A 14,350-nucleotide genomic window follows, 5' to 3' on the forward strand; every position below is an offset into this window, starting at 1 on the left:
CTTGATCCGCTGGCGGGAAGTGGACTATACCTGTCGGACGCTTCACACGATCCGCACTTCAGCGCCCACACGTCATCACCCGCACTTTCCTGCACGACCCAGCTTGACCCGATCGCGGTGCCGGGGAGGATCCGGTTCACCGCCTGAGTCCTGGAGAAGGCGAGGACTTGAGCATGGGATCCACTTCCGCCGAGAACCACGGCACCGAGGGTGTCGGCCGCCGTGATCTGATCAAAAGGTCCGCCGCGCTCGGGCTGATCTCCGTACCCACCATGAGCTTCCTGTCCGCCTGCGCCAGCAGCGGCGGGGACGACAGCGGGGACAAGGCCAAGGCCGGCAAGAAGACCGCGAAGAACCCGCTCGCCGTCAACGACACGGCCGGGATGGAATTCGTCCTGTTCGACGGCGGCTTCGGCAAGGAGTACGCCGAGGACGCCGTGAAGATCTACGAGAAGAACTTCCCCAAGGCCTCGGTGAAGTTCTCCGCCACCCAGAAGATCCAGTCCACGCTCCAGCCCCGCTTCAACCAGGGCACCCCGCCGGATCTCATCGACAACTCCGGCGCCGAGCAGATGGACATGGGCGTCCTGGCCGGCAAGAACCAGCTCACCGACCTCACCCCGCTGCTGGACGCGCCCTCCTACGACGACCCGGGCAAGAAGGTCCGCGACACGCTGCGCCCCGGCATCGTGGAGATGGGCCGGCTCGACGGCGAGAAGGTCTGGATCCTCTACTACGCCTACACGGTCTACGGCGTCTGGTACTCGCAGAAGGCCCTGGACTCGCTCGACGAGCAGTACCCCGAGACCTGGGACCAGATGCTCGCCGTCTGCGAGAAGGCCAAGAAGAAGGGCATGGCGGGCTGGACATACGCGGGCAAATACCCTTACTACCTCCCCTTCTCGCTCTACCCGATGATCGGCAAGGTCGGCGGCCGGGAGGTCCTCGACGCCATCGACAACCTGGAGCCGAACGCCTGGAAGCACCCGGCCGTCAAGGCCTGCTTCGACGCGTACTACGAGCTCTACAAGAAGGGTTACGTCCTCAAGGGCACCCCGGGCCTGGACCACATCCAGTCACAGACCGCGTGGGCCGAGGGCAAGGCGCTGTTCATCCCGAACGGCTCCTGGGTGGAGAACGAGTCGGCCAACGTCATCCCCGAGGACTTCGACCTGGCCGTCTCCGCGCCCACCGGCATCGACTCCTCCGACAAGATGCCCTTCGGCACGATCTGGGCCTCCGGCGGCGAGCCCTTCATCATCCCGGCCAAGGCGAAGAACGCCGCCGGCGGCATGGAGCAGCTGCGCATCATGCTCAGCGAGGCCTCCTCCAAGAACTTCACCGGAAAGGTGAAGTCGCTGACCGCGTACAACGGCGGCACCGACGGCGTCACCCTCACCCCCGGTCTGAAATCCGGTGTCGCGGCACTGGACAAGGCCGGCGAGAACGTGGTGAATCCCCGTATGCAGGACTGGTACGTGCAGTTGCAGAAGGAGAAGATCGGCGTCTCCGGGCTGGGCGAGATGATGGCCGGCCGCCTGACCCCGGCCGAGGCCATCAAGAAGATCCAGGCCTTCGCCGACGAGACCGCCAACGACGACTCCATCAAGCACTACAAGCACCAGTAACGGAACCGGAAAACCCAATTTCCGCACACGGCACCGGAGTGGCGATGCAGCACGGCAAGTACCGGTTCATCGTGGGCTTCCTGGCGTTGCCCCTGGGACTGTACGCGCTCTTCGTGGTCTGGCCGTTCATCCAGTCCATCTATTACTCGTTCACGGACTGGACCGGCCTGAGCCCCGAATTCAAGATGGTCGGTTTCGACAACTACAGCCGGATGCTCGACGACGACATCTTCTGGAAGTCGTTGCAGCACAGCCTGCTGTTCGCCCTCCTGCTGCCGGTGGTGACGATCGGCCTCGCGCTGTTCTTCGCCTTCATGATCAACGTGGGCGGCAGAAAGAGAAAGAACGGCCCGGTGATCACCGGTGTCCGCGGCTCCTCCTTCTACAAGATCGTCTACTTCTTCCCGCAGGTCCTCTCGATCGCCATCGTCGCGCTGCTGTTCGCGTTCGCGTACAACCCGGACAGCGGCGCGCTCAACTCGCTGCTGCGCGGCATCGGCCTGGACGACGTCCAGCCCCTGTGGCTGGGCGACCCCGATCTGGCCCTCTGGGCGGTGATGGCGGTCCTCGTCTGGTCGACCGTCGGCTTCTTCGTCGTCCTCTTCTCCGCCGGCATGGCCTCCATCCCGGCGGAGATGTACGAGGCCGCGCTCCTGGACGGCGCGAACCGCGTCACCACGTTCTTCCGGGTCACCCTGCCCCTCCTCTGGGACACGGTGCAGTCCGGCTGGGTCTACATGGGCATCCTCGCCCTGGGTGCCGAGTCGTTCGCGGTCGTACAGATCATGACGACCGGGCCGGGCGGTCCCGACTACTCGACCACCGTCATGGTCCTGTACGTGTACCAGAAGGCGTTCCGTGACGGGCAGGCCGCCTACGCCACCACCATCGGAGTCGCCCTGCTCGTCGTCACGCTGGCCTTCGCCGCCGTGGTGATGCGGCTGGGCCGTCGCGAGCGGCTGGAGTACTGACCGTTGAAGACGACCGAAACCCCCGCGCCGCTCCCGGCCGAGTCCGGAGCCCCGATCACCAAGACGGACGTCCGGCCGCCGCCTGTGAAGGAGAAGAAAGAGGGCACCGTCCTCAACGTCTTCTCCCACGGCGTCCTGGTCATCTGGGCGTTCATGGTGGTCATGCCGCTGCTCTGGGCGGTCATGACGTCCTTCAAGGACGACCGCTCGATCTTCAGCTCCCCCTGGTCGCTCCCGGACTCCCTGCACTTCGACAACTGGTCGCGGGCGTGGACCCAGGCCAACATGAGCGACTACTTCCTCAACACGGTGCTCGTGGTGGGCGGCTCCCTCATCGGCACGCTGGTCCTCGGCTCCATGGCGGCCTACGTCCTGGCCCGCTTCGACTTCCCCGGCAACCGCTTCATCTACTTCCTGTTCATCGGCGGCATGAGCTTCCCGATCATGCTCGCGCTGGTCCCGCTGTTCTACGTCGTGAACAACATGGGCCTGCTGAACACCATCCACGGCCTGATCCTGGTCTACATCGCCTACTCGCTGCCGTTCACGGTGTTCTTCCTGGCGGCGTTCTTCCGCACGCTGCCGACGTCGATCGCCGAGGCGGCGTTCGTCGACGGGGCCTCCCACAGCCGTACGTTCTTCCAGATCATGCTCCCGATGGCCAAGCCGGGCCTGATCAGCGTCGGCATCTTCAACTTCCTGGGGCAGTGGAACCAGTACATGCTGCCGACGGTCCTGAACACCGACCCCGACAAGCGGGTCCTCACGCAGGGTCTGGTGCAGCTGGCGGTCAGCCAGGGGTACAAGGGCGACTGGTCGGGCCTGTTCGCGGGTCTGGTCATGGCGATGCTGCCGGTGCTGGCGGCGTACATCGTCTTCCAGCGGCAGGTGGTGCAGGGGCTCACTGCGGGGGCGTTGAAGTAGCCCGGGCCGGAGGGGCTGGGGCCGGGTGGGTCCGCAACCCGGCGGAGCGGGGTACCGCTGCGCCCACCCGTGCCGCCTGGGGACACCGCCCAGGCCCTTGAGGCACTGGGGGGAGGCATGCATGCCCGCAGCTGGGGCGGAGCGCGCCCGCACCCGCGTACGGCGAGCAGGGGCCGTGTCGGGGGGTGTCCGCCCGCAGCGGTTGGCGCGTCAACGGGGAGTCAGTCGGCGTCCGAGCCCATCGCGCCGTTCCGAGGACGGACACCCCCCGGCGCGGCCCCGGCCCCCACACGGCGCAAGGCGAAGACGCGCACCCCCGAACAGCCGCGCGGGCCGCCGCAGGCAGAAAGCGCGTACCCCCACATAGCGCTCCGCGACGGACCGCATACGCCGCGGAATCAGTTCAACCTCTTGACGGGAGGCAACCCGAACGGCTCAGCTTAGAGTTCACTAGTTGGACATAGACGGGGTCTCATCGAAGCGGCCCCGTGCGCAGGAGGTCGTCGTGGAGACTCCGGGGTCGCAGTCATCGCTGCACCGAGCCAACCTGGAGCGGGTCGTACGAGCCGTGCGCCTGGCGGGCTCCCTCACCCAGGCCGAGATCGCGCGGACGACAGGCCTGTCCGCGGCGACGGTGTCCAACATCGTCCGGGAGCTGAAGGACGGCGGCACCGTCGAGGTCACACCGACCTCCGCCGGCGGCCGCAGGGCCCGCAGCGTGTCGCTGAGCGGCGACGCCGGCATCGTCATCGGCGTGGACTTCGGTCACACCCACCTCCGCGTCGCCATCGGCAACCTCGCCCACCAGGTCCTGGCGGAGGAGTCCGAGCCGCTGGACGTGGACGCCTCGTCCACCCAGGGCTTCGACCGCGCGGAACAGCTGGTCACCCGCCTGATCGAAGCCACCGGCGTCGACCGCTCCAAGATCGCCGGCGTGGGCCTCGGCGTCCCCGGCCCCATCGACGTCGAATCCGGCACCCTCGGCTCGACCGCGATCCTCCCCGGCTGGACCGGCACCAAGCCCGCCGAGGAGCTCCGGGGCCGCCTCGGCGTCCCCGTGCACGTGGACAACGACGCCAACCTCGGCGCCCTCGGCGAGATGGTCTGGGGCAGCGGCCGGGGCGTCCGCGACCTGGCCTACATCAAGGTCGCCAGCGGTGTCGGCGCCGGCCTGGTGATCAGCGGCAACATCTACCGCGGCCCCGGCGGCACCGCAGGAGAAATCGGGCATATTACACTCGACGAGTCCGGCCCCGTCTGCCGTTGCGGAAACCGCGGCTGCCTGGAGACCTTCGCGGCCGCGCGCTACGTGCTCCCGCTCCTCCAGTCCAGTCACGGCACCGATCTGACCATGGAGGGCGTCGTGCGGCTGGCGCGGGACGGAGACCCGGGCTGCCGTCGGGTGATCGCCGACGTCGGCCGTCACATCGGCAGTGGGGTGGCCAATCTCTGCAACCTGCTGAACCCGAGCCGCGTGGTCCTCGGCGGTGATCTCGCCGAGGCCGGTGAGCTGGTGCTCGGGCCGATCCGGGAGTCCGTCGGCCGCTATGCCATTCCCAGTGCGGCACGCCAGTTGTCCGTTCTCCCCGGTGCCCTCGGAGGCCGTGCGGAAGTGCTCGGAGCGCTCGCTCTCGCCCTCAGCGAGATGGGTGATTCGACCCTTTTGGACGGGACGGCTCCCAGTGCACTGCAGGCAGTCACCCCTGCCTTCACTTAGAGAACGGATGGCACCGTTGCCATCTCGTTAAGGATTTACTTCTTGACGTCGCACGTGTGGCCGAGTTGACTTCCAGCCACCTCGGCCGCAATGTCGCGGCCTCGTCAGGGAGGTTTCTGAAGTGAACACGCGTATGCGTCGCGCCGCTGTTGCTATTGCCGCCGGTGCGATGGCTGTTTCGCTTGCTGCCTGTGGCAGCGCCAAGGAGTCGGGCGACAACGCCGACTCCACCGGGTCCGCCAAGAAGGGCGACGACATCAAGGTCGGCCTGCTCCTTCCCGAGAACGCGACCGCCCGTTACGAGAAGTTCGACCGTCCCCTCATCGAGGAGAAGGTCAAGGAGCTCACCAACGGCAAGGGCGAGGTCGTCTACGCGAACGCCAAGCAGGATGCCAGCACGCAGAACCAGCAGGTCGACACGATGGTGACCAACAAGGTCGACGTGCTGATCGTGGACGCCGTGGACTCCAAGGCGATCGCCGGCTCGGTGAAGAAGGCCAAGGACGCGGGCATCCCCGTCGTCGCCTACGACCGCCTGGCCGAGGGCCCGATCGACGCCTACACCTCGTTCGACAACGAGACCGTCGGCAAGACCCAGGGCGAGGCCCTGCTGAAGGCCCTGGGCGACAAGGCCAAGGACGGCCAGATCGTCATGATGAACGGGTCCTCCACCGACCCGAACGCCGCCCAGTTCAAGAAGGGCGCCCACTCCGTGCTCGACGGCAAGGTGAAGATCGGCCGCGAGTACGACACCAAGGAGTGGAAGCCGGAGAACGCCAACTCCAACATGGAGGGCGCCATCTCCGCCCTCGGCAAGGACAAGATCGTCGGCGTCTACTCCGCCAACGACGGCATGGCGGGCGGCATCATCACCGCCCTGAAGGCCGCCGGCATCGCCGACATCCCCGTCACCGGCCAGGACGCCGAACTCGCCGGTGTGCAGCGCATCGTCACCGGTGAGCAGTACATGAGCGTCTACAAGCCCTACCCGCAGGAGGCGGACGTCGCGGCCGAGATGGCCGTCGCCCTCGCCCAGGGCAAGTCGCTCGACTCGATCGCCAAGGACAAGGTCGACAGCCCGACCACCAAGGCCATCCCCTCCGTCCTCGTCCCGGTCGTCTCGCTGACCAAGGACAACATCAAGGACACCGTCATCAAGGACGGCATCTACACCGTGAACGAGATCTGCACGGGCAAGTACAAGGCCGCCTGCGACAAGATCGGCCTCAAGTAAGAAGCCGCCAAGTCCCCCGTGGGGCACGGGAGTCCGAGCCGGACTCCCGTGACTCCATGCGGGGACCGGTTCGCCCCAGAGTTCCTCCGGCGCCCCGCCACATCAGCCCCGCAAGCTATGCGGGGCGCCGGACGGATCACTCCTCCCACCTTTCTGCACAACCTCCCGCCGGGTCAGGCGGCGAAGGAGATGGTTCACGTGTCCGCTACGCCCGTGCTGGCGTTGCGCGGGGTCTCCAAGCGGTTCGGTGCCGTTCAGGCGCTCACCGACGTAGAGCTTGAGGTCCACGCCGGTGAGGTGGTCGCCCTGGTCGGCGACAACGGAGCCGGAAAGTCCACGCTGGTCAAGACGATCGCCGGCGTGCACCCCATCGATGAGGGTGTCATCGAATGGGACGGCAGGTCCGTCCAGATCAACAAGCCGCACGACGCCCAGAACCTGGGCATCGCGACCGTCTACCAGGACCTCGCGCTCTGCGACAACATCGACGTCGTCGGCAACCTCTACCTGGGCCGGGAGATCCGCAAGCGCGGCGTCCTGGACGAGGTGGAGATGGAGCGCCGCTCCCGCGAGCTGCTCGACACACTGTCGATCCGCATCCCCAGCGTGCGCATCCCGATCGCCTCGCTCTCCGGCGGTCAGCGCCAGACCGTGGCCATCGCCCGTTCCATGCTCGGCGAGCCCAAGCTGGTCATCCTCGACGAGCCCACCGCCGCCCTCGGCGTCGAGCAGACCGCACAGGTCCTCGACCTGGTCGAGCGGCTGCGCGAGCGGGGCCACGCCGTGATCCTCATCAGCCACAACATGGCCGACGTGAAGGCCGTCGCGGACAAGGTCGCCGTGCTGCGCCTCGGCCGCAACAACGGCGTCTTCGAGGTCAAGTCGACCTCGCAGGAAGAGATCATCTCCGCCATCACCGGCGCCACCGACAACGCCGTGACCCGCCGTGCGGCGCGCACGAACGGGGAGGGTTCCAAGTGAGCATCGACAAGACCTCCGCGGCTCCGGACGACCACGTCGTGGAGAACCCCGAGGCGGCCAAGGCCGCCGTCACGGTCGTCGACCCCCGGCTGCTGGTGCGCGAGCAGGGCCTCAAGGGCTACGTCAGCGAGTTCAAGCGGAAGATGAAGTCCGGCGACCTGGGATCCATCCCGGTCGTCATCGGCCTCGCGATCATCTGGCTCATCTTCACGAGCCTGAACTCCAACTTCCTCACCGCGGGCAACCTGTCCGACATGTCCGTCGCCATGGTCGGCACGGGCATGATCGCCGTCGGCATCGTGTTCGTGCTGCTGCTCGGCGAGATCGACCTGTCGGTCGGTTCGGTCTCCGGCGTGGCGGGCGCGAGTTTCGCGGTGCTGAACGTCACCAACGGCATGAACGAGTGGCTCGCCTTCGTGCTGGCCATCCTCACCGGCACGGTCGCCGGCGTGCTGCACGGCTTCTTCTTCGCGAAGATCGGCGTGCCCGCCTTCGCCGTCACGCTGGCCGGTCTGCTGTTCTGGAACGGCTTCATGCTCCAGATCCTCGGTGACAACGGCACCATCAACCTCGACCCGGACGGGGTCGTGGCCCAGCTGACCAGCTACTACTTCTCCGACGTGGCCGCCGCGTACGGTCTGGCCGCGGTGGTGACCGCCGGGTTCTTCCTCAGCTCCTTCCTCGGCAACCGGCGCCGCGAGGCCGCCGGTGTGCCGTCGCGGCCGCTGAGCGAGACCATCGTGCGGACCGTGCTGCTGGCCGTGCTCGCCTTCACCGTCGCCATCGTCTTCAACCAGTACAAGGGCCTGCCGCTCGCCGTGGTGATCTTCATCGCGGTGCTGCTGGTCACGGACTTCGTGCTGCGGCGCACGGCGTACGGCCGGAAGGTGTTCGCGCTCGGCGGCAGCGTCGAGGCGTCCCGCCGGGCCGGCATCAACGTGGAAATGGTCCGGATCTCGGTGTTCGCGATCGCCGGGACCTTCGCCGCGGTGGGCGGCCTGTTCATCGCCTCGAAGATCGCCGCGGCCAACCAGGGCGCCGGCGGCGGTGACCTGCTGATGAACGCGATCGCCGCGGCGGTCATCGGCGGCACGTCGCTGTTCGGCGGCCGTGGACGCACCTGGAACGCGCTGCTCGGTGTGCTCGTGATCGTGTCGATCCAGTACGGCCTCGCCCTGGAGGGCATCGCCTCCCCGGTGCAGTACATGATCACCGGTGGTGTGCTGTTGGCCACGGTCGTCATCGACGCCGTCACCCGTAAGACGCAGAAGACGGCAGGGCGCGCGTAGCGCCGGTAAACACCTCCTGTGCCCGGTACCACCTCAGGTACCGGGCACAGCTGTGTCGTAGGGGTGCCGCACCATGGGTAGAGCCGAACGCGTGACGTACGACGCACAGCCTCGGCGCCGCCCGCAAAGGCGGAACATTAGACTCGACAAGCCCGGCAACAGCTCTACTGCAAGGAGGCACGGGTGCCGCTGCTGACCCGTATCAGGGGACCGCGCGATCTGGACCGGCTCAACCTGGAGGAGCTGAACCAGCTGGCGGAGGAGATCCGCAGCTTCCTCGTCGAAGCGGTCTCCAAGACCGGCGGTCACCTCGGCCCCAACCTCGGCGTGGTGGAGCTCACCATCGCCCTGCACCGGGTCTTCGACTCCCCCCGGGACAAGGTGCTCTGGGACACCGGCCACCAGTCCTACGTCCACAAGCTGCTCACCGGCCGCCAGGACTTCTCGAAGCTGAAGATGAAGGGCGGCCTGTCCGGCTACCCCTCACAGGCCGAGTCCGAGCACGACGTCATCGAGAACTCGCACGCCTCGACCGTCCTCGGCTGGGCCGACGGCATCGCCAAGGCCAACCAGATCCTGGAGCGCGACGACCACGTCGTGGCCGTGATCGGTGACGGCGCGCTGACCGGCGGCATGGCCTGGGAGGCGCTGAACAACATCGCCGACGCCAAGGACCGCCCGCTCGTCATCGTCGTCAACGACAACGAGCGCTCCTACGCGCCGACCATCGGCGGCCTCGCCAACCACCTGGCGACCCTGCGCACCACCGACGGCTACGAGCGCTTCCTCGCCCGCACCAAGGAGGTCCTGGAGCGCACCCCCGTCGTCGGCAGGCCGCTCTACGACACCCTGCACGGCGCGAAGAAGGGACTGAAGGACTTCATCGCCCCGCAGGGCATGTTCGAGGACCTCGGCCTGAAGTACGTCGGGCCGATCGACGGACACGACCTGGAGGCCCTGGAGTCCGCGCTCGCCAAGGCCAAGCGGTTCGGCGGGCCGGTCATCGTGCACTGCCTCACCGAGAAGGGCCGCGGCTACCAGCCGGCCCTCCAGGACGAGGCGGACCGCTTCCACGCCGTCGGCAAGATCCACCCCGACACGGGCCTGCCGATCGCCAGCTCCGGCGCCGACTGGACGTCGGTCTTCGGCGAGGAGATGGTCAAGCTCGGCGAGGAGCGCGAGGACATCGTCGCCATCACGGCCGCCATGCTCCAGCCGGTCGGCCTGGACAAGTTCGCCAAACGCTTCCCCAAGCGGGTCTACGACGTCGGCATCGCCGAGCAGCACGCCGCCGTCTCCGCGGCCGGCCTGGCCACCGGTGGCGTCCACCCGGTGTTCGCCGTGTACGCCACGTTCCTCAACCGCGCCTTCGACCAGGTGCTGATGGACGTGGCCCTGCACAAGTGCGGCGTCACCTTCGTCCTCGACCGGGCCGGGGTCACCGGCACCGACGGGGCCTCCCACAACGGCATGTGGGACATGTCGATCCTCCAGGTCGTGCCCGGCCTGCGGCTGGCCGCGCCGCGCGACGCCGACCAGGTGCGCGCCCAGCTGCGCGAGGCCGTCGCCGTCGACGACGCGCCGACCGTGGTCCGCTTCTCCAAGGGCGCCGTCGGCCCCGCCGTACCGGCCGTGCGCCGCGTCGGCGGCATGGACGTCCTGCGCGAGCCCGGCACCGACCGGCCGGACGTCCTGCTGGTCTCCGTCGGCGCCCTCGCGCCGATGTGCCTGGAGATCGCCGGCCTGCTCGACAAGCAGGGCATCTCCACGACGGTCGTCGACCCGCGCTGGGTCAAGCCCGTCGACGAGGCCATGGCCCCGCTCGCCGAGCAGCACCGCGTCGTCGTCACCGTCGAGGACAACAGCCGCGTGGGCGGCGTCGGCTCGGCGATCGCCCAGGCGCTGCGCGACGCGGGCGTCGACGTGCCGCTGCGCGACTTCGGCATCCCGCCGCGCTTCCTCGACCACGCCTCGCGTGCCGAGGTCCTCGCCGAGATCGGGCTCACCGCACCGGACATCGCCCGCCAGGTGACCGGGCTGGTCGCCCGGCTCGACGGCCGCTATGAGCAGTCCGCGGCGGGCGCCGTGGAGTCCGCGCGCGACTGACACCGCCGAATGGGCCGGTTTCACCACCGTGAAGGGTGGTGAAACCGGCCCATTGGCGTGAATTGGCCCCCGCCGGGGCATACGGATGGTGCCCCCTCTCGATCATGTCGAGGACGACAAGCGTGGGAGGTACCCCGTGAGCAGTACCCTCTTCCGGACGAAGAAGGTCGAGCAGTCCATCCTCGACACCGAGGAGCCAGAGCACGCGCTCAAGAAGTCCCTGTCAGCGCTGGATCTGACCGTCTTCGGCGTCGGTGTGATCATCGGTACCGGCATCTTCGTACTCACCGGCACCGTCGCCAAGGACAACGCCGGGCCCGCGACGGCTCTGGCGTTCGTGGCGGCCGGCATCGCCTGCGCCCTGGCCGCCCTGTGCTACGCCGAGTTCGCGTCCACGGTCCCGGTCGCCGGGTCCGCCTACACGTTCTCGTATGCCTCCCTCGGTGAACTGCCCGCCTGGATCATCGGCTGGGACCTCGTCCTGGAGTTCGCGCTCGGCACGGCGGTGGTGGCCGTCGGCTGGTCGGGCTACATCCAGTCGCTCATGGAGAACGCGGGCTGGACGATGCCCGCGGGCCTGGGCAGCCGGGAGGGCGCCGACGCCTTCGGCTTCGACATCCTCGCCGCCGCGCTCGTCCTCGTACTCACCGGCATCCTCGTGCTCGGCATGAAGCTGTCGGCGCGGATCACGTCGATCGTCGTCGCCATCAAGGTGACGGTCGTCCTCGTGGTGATCATCGCCGGCGCGTTCCTCATCAAGGGCGACAACTACGACCCGTTCATCCCCAAGGAGCAGCCCGTGGAGGCCGGGGCGAGTCTCGACTCCCCTCTGATCCAGCTCATGTTCGGCTGGGCTCCCTCCAACTTCGGCGTGATGGGCATCTTCACCGCCGCCTCGGTCGTGTTCTTCGCCTTCATCGGCTTCGACGTCGTGGCCACGGCAGCCGAGGAGACCAAGAACCCCCAGCGCGACATGCCCCGCGGCATCCTCGGCTCGCTCCTGATCTGCACGACGCTGTACGTCCTCGTCTCGATCGTCGTCACCGGCATGCAGCACTACAGCGAACTGTCCGTCGACGCCCCGCTCGCCGACGCGTTCAAGGCCACCGGGCATCCGTGGTTCGCGGGCTTCATCAGCTTCGGCGCCGCGGTCGGCCTGACGACGGTCTGCATGATCCTGCTGCTCGGCCAGACCCGGGTGTTCTTCGCGATGAGCCGGGACGGACTGCTGCCGCGGTTCTTCTCGCGCGTCCACCCGCGGTTCAAGACGCCGCACCGGCCGACCATCCTGCTCGGCGTGATCATCGCGATCCTCGCCGGGTTCACGCCGCTGACCGAGCTCGCCGCCCTGGTGAACATCGGCACGCTGTTCGCCTTCGTGGTCGTCGCCATCGGCGTGATCATCCTCCGCAAGTCCCGCCCCGACCTGCCCCGGGCCTTCCGTACCCCGTGGGTGCCGGTGATCCCGATCCTGTCGGTCTGCGCGTCCCTGTGGCTGATGATCAACCTTCCCGCCGAGACGTGGGTCCGCTTCGCCATCTGGATGGCCGCCGGCTTCCTCGTCTACTTCCTGTACGGCCGCACCCACAGCCGCCTCGCCCGCCACGGGTCGGGAGAGGAGCAGCCGAGCGTGGGCGGCGGCACGCCGTAGCGGCTGAGGTTGCGGTTGCGGCTCGGCGGGGGCGCGCGCCTTCGCCTCGCCGGGTGGTGGGTCGGGGCCGCGCCGGGGGGTGTCCGTCCTCGGAACGGCGCGATGGGGTTGCGTGCCGACTGACTGTCCGTTGACGCGCCAACCGCTGCGGGCGGACACCCCCCGACACGTCCCCTTGTCGCCTTACGCGAGTGCGGGTCCGCGCCGCCTGCGCCCACCTGTGCCGCCCTAGGCGGCACAGGTGGGCGCAGGCGGCACCCCGTGCCGCCTGTCTCTGGACCCACCCGCGCCTCAGCGGCAACGCCGAGCACCTACGGACGGACAGACCGCGGCCCCGCAACCTCCGCCCCCAGCTCCCCGACCCGCCTCCGCAGCTCCCGGTCCGCCGTGATCACCAGGACGGAGCGGTCGCCGGCCGACGCGACCACCTCGACGATGTGATCGTCTCCACTGCCCGGCGCCGCGGACACCTGCACCCCCGGCACGGACTCCACTCCCCGCGCCGCACCCTCCACCACCAGGACGATCTCCACCGGGCCGGAGACGGCGGGGACCCCCTCCGACGCCAACCGGTCGCGCAGCCGTTCCGCCGCACCCCGGCGGTCCCGCCACCAGCCGTCCGGCACCGACCCGACGACGTTCGCCGCGTCGACGACGACCAGGACAGGCGAGTTGGCGTTCATGTGGCCAGGGTCGCACGGCAGATGGCCGCATGGCCGGGCCGGGCGGCGCGCCGGGCCCCGCCGTCCGCATAAAGTGAACAGGTGAACGGCGACTGGCTCATCCGCGGCCGCGACGGCCGCCTCACCGTCTACCTGCCCTCCGGCGACGCCGTCCTGTGCCGTGCGGAACGCGGCCCCGCCGGCCCCTGGGAGGACGCCCCACGCACCGTCGGCGGCAGCCAGAAGCTGCACCCGGGAGCGGCGGTCGGCCAGGGCCGGGACGGGTACGCGCACCTGGCCGCCTGGCGGCCCACCGTGCCCGGGGAGTCGGGGCTCGTGCACTCCACGCACTTCCGGCCCGGCCTCGCGGCCCTGGACTGGGTCCCGATCGGGCACCCGGACCAGAAGGGCGACCGGACGGGCCCGCCGGCCGTCGCCGTCGACGGCGCGGGGCGCGGCTACATCTTCGTCCGGAACGCGAACGGCGGGGTGAGCCTGCGCAACCAGAAGGTCAAGGGCGGCTGGAGCTCCTGGCAGAACCTCGAAGGGCACGACGTCGAGGGCGAGTTGGCCGCCGTGGCGGGGGAGTCGGGGCTGGTGGAGCTGTACGCCGCCGTCCCCGGCGGAATCCTGCACTGGCGGCAGGAGGGGGACGGGAAGAGGCCGGTGCGGACCGAGGGCGTCGACGCACCCGTGCGCCCGGGGACCCTGCGCGCGCTCGCCACGTCCGCCGAGCACACCACCCTCTTCTTCACCGACACCTCGGGCGACCTGTGCGCCTGGCGCCCCGGCGAGAAGCCGGCGACCCTCCTCACGTCCGCCGGCCCCGGCCCGGTCTCCGCCGTACGGTGTGAGATCGAGGGGCACGACTGCACCGTGCTGGCGCAGCGGTCGGCGAGCGGCCGGGTCGCCTTCGCCGCGTATCCCACCGAGCAGGAGTCCGCCGGTGCCTGGTGGACCGAGTCCGGGCCCGGGCTGCCCGCGGACGCCGTGGTGTCGGTGGCGCTCGACGAGCACGGGGAGGTCGTCGCGGCCTCCCAGTCGCCCTCGACGGGCACCGTGCTGCTCACCCGGCGCAAGGACGAGCCGGGGCTCGCGCTGGAGGCCTGGCGGGAGATCTGACACCCGTCAGAGGCGGAACCGATCACTTACTTTTGAGGCTCTTGACGCACCAGACACACGAGGTG

At 68.9% G+C, this 14,350-nt stretch carries 11 protein-coding genes; 10 read left to right on the forward strand and 1 reads right to left on the reverse strand.

Annotation, left to right across the window (positions count from 1 at the left end; translation table 11 throughout):
* Positions 1-173 precede the first annotated feature (173 nt).
* The 9 genes from ngcE (at position 174) to RFN52_RS30870 (ending at position 12,501) form a co-directional block, all read left to right on the forward strand.
* Entirely contained in the window at positions 174-1,628 is a 1,455-nt protein-coding gene (gene ngcE, locus RFN52_RS30830) for an N-acetylglucosamine/diacetylchitobiose ABC transporter substrate-binding protein (RefSeq protein ID WP_184851048.1), read from the forward strand.
* A 44-nt stretch (positions 1,629-1,672) separates the two neighbouring features.
* Positions 1,673-2,599: a carbohydrate ABC transporter permease gene (locus RFN52_RS30835; protein ID WP_033306840.1), complete on the forward strand. Its 927-nt coding sequence runs from the start codon at positions 1,673-1,675 to the stop codon at positions 2,597-2,599.
* 3 nt (positions 2,600-2,602) lie between these two features.
* On the forward strand, positions 2,603-3,523 hold the full coding sequence (locus RFN52_RS30840) for a carbohydrate ABC transporter permease (protein ID WP_184851050.1): 921 nt from the start codon (positions 2,603-2,605) through the stop codon (positions 3,521-3,523).
* 505 nt (positions 3,524-4,028) lie between these two features.
* Entirely contained in the window at positions 4,029-5,240 is a 1,212-nt protein-coding gene (locus tag RFN52_RS30845) for an ROK family transcriptional regulator (protein ID WP_184851052.1), read from the forward strand.
* Positions 5,241-5,373: 133 nt separating this feature from the next.
* Entirely contained in the window at positions 5,374-6,474 is a 1,101-nt protein-coding gene (locus RFN52_RS30850) for an ABC transporter substrate-binding protein (protein WP_184854087.1), read from the forward strand.
* 189 nt (positions 6,475-6,663) lie between these two features.
* The gene (locus tag RFN52_RS30855) at positions 6,664-7,455 is read left to right on the forward strand and encodes an ATP-binding cassette domain-containing protein (RefSeq protein WP_030244550.1); all 792 of its coding nucleotides are present in this window, start codon (positions 6,664-6,666) and stop codon (positions 7,453-7,455) included.
* The gene (locus tag RFN52_RS30860; protein ID WP_184851054.1) at positions 7,452-8,744 is read left to right on the forward strand and encodes a sugar ABC transporter permease; all 1,293 of its coding nucleotides are present in this window, start codon (positions 7,452-7,454) and stop codon (positions 8,742-8,744) included. Before RFN52_RS30855 ends, RFN52_RS30860 begins: the two co-directional genes overlap by 4 nt.
* 183 nt (positions 8,745-8,927) lie before the next feature.
* Entirely contained in the window at positions 8,928-10,850 is a 1,923-nt protein-coding gene (gene dxs / locus RFN52_RS30865) for a 1-deoxy-D-xylulose-5-phosphate synthase (protein ID WP_184851056.1), read from the forward strand.
* A 136-nt stretch (positions 10,851-10,986) separates the two neighbouring features.
* Positions 10,987-12,501 carry an amino acid permease gene (locus RFN52_RS30870; RefSeq protein ID WP_184851059.1) on the forward strand — a complete coding sequence of 505 codons (1,515 nt, stop codon included), beginning with the start codon at positions 10,987-10,989 and terminating at the stop codon, positions 12,499-12,501.
* A 311-nt stretch (positions 12,502-12,812) separates the two neighbouring features.
* On the opposite strand, the gene RFN52_RS30875 is transcribed toward RFN52_RS30870, so the two are convergent.
* Complete coding sequence (locus RFN52_RS30875) at positions 12,813-13,184, reverse strand: PIN domain-containing protein (protein ID WP_184851061.1); 372 nt, start codon at positions 13,182-13,184, stop codon at positions 12,813-12,815.
* An 81-nt stretch (positions 13,185-13,265) separates the two neighbouring features.
* Between RFN52_RS30875 and RFN52_RS30880 the strand changes: the two genes are divergently transcribed.
* Positions 13,266-14,285, forward strand: coding sequence for a PLL family lectin (locus RFN52_RS30880; protein ID WP_184851063.1), 1,020 nt, complete (start codon positions 13,266-13,268; stop codon positions 14,283-14,285).
* The last annotated feature ends 65 nt before the right edge of the window (positions 14,286-14,350 follow it).

This window comes from Streptomyces collinus (assembly GCF_031348265.1).
Taxonomy (GTDB): Bacteria; Actinomycetota; Actinomycetes; order Streptomycetales; family Streptomycetaceae; genus Streptomyces; species Streptomyces collinus.

What these genes read in the sequence shown, in the direction of transcription:
- ngcE (WP_184851048.1), top strand. Translation starts at nt 174, where the DNA reads ATGGGATCCACTTCCGCCGAGAACCACGGCACCGAGGGTGTCGGCCGC.
- RFN52_RS30835 (WP_033306840.1), top strand. Translation starts at nt 1,673, where the DNA reads ATGCAGCACGGCAAGTACCGGTTCATCGTGGGCTTCCTGGCGTTGCCC.
- RFN52_RS30850 (WP_184854087.1), top strand. Translation starts at nt 5,374, where the DNA reads ATGCGTCGCGCCGCTGTTGCTATTGCCGCCGGTGCGATGGCTGTTTCG.
- RFN52_RS30855 (WP_030244550.1), top strand. Translation starts at nt 6,664, where the DNA reads ATGGTTCACGTGTCCGCTACGCCCGTGCTGGCGTTGCGCGGGGTCTCC.
- RFN52_RS30875 (WP_184851061.1), bottom strand. Translation starts at nt 13,184, where the DNA reads ATGAACGCCAACTCGCCTGTCCTGGTCGTCGTCGACGCGGCGAACGTC.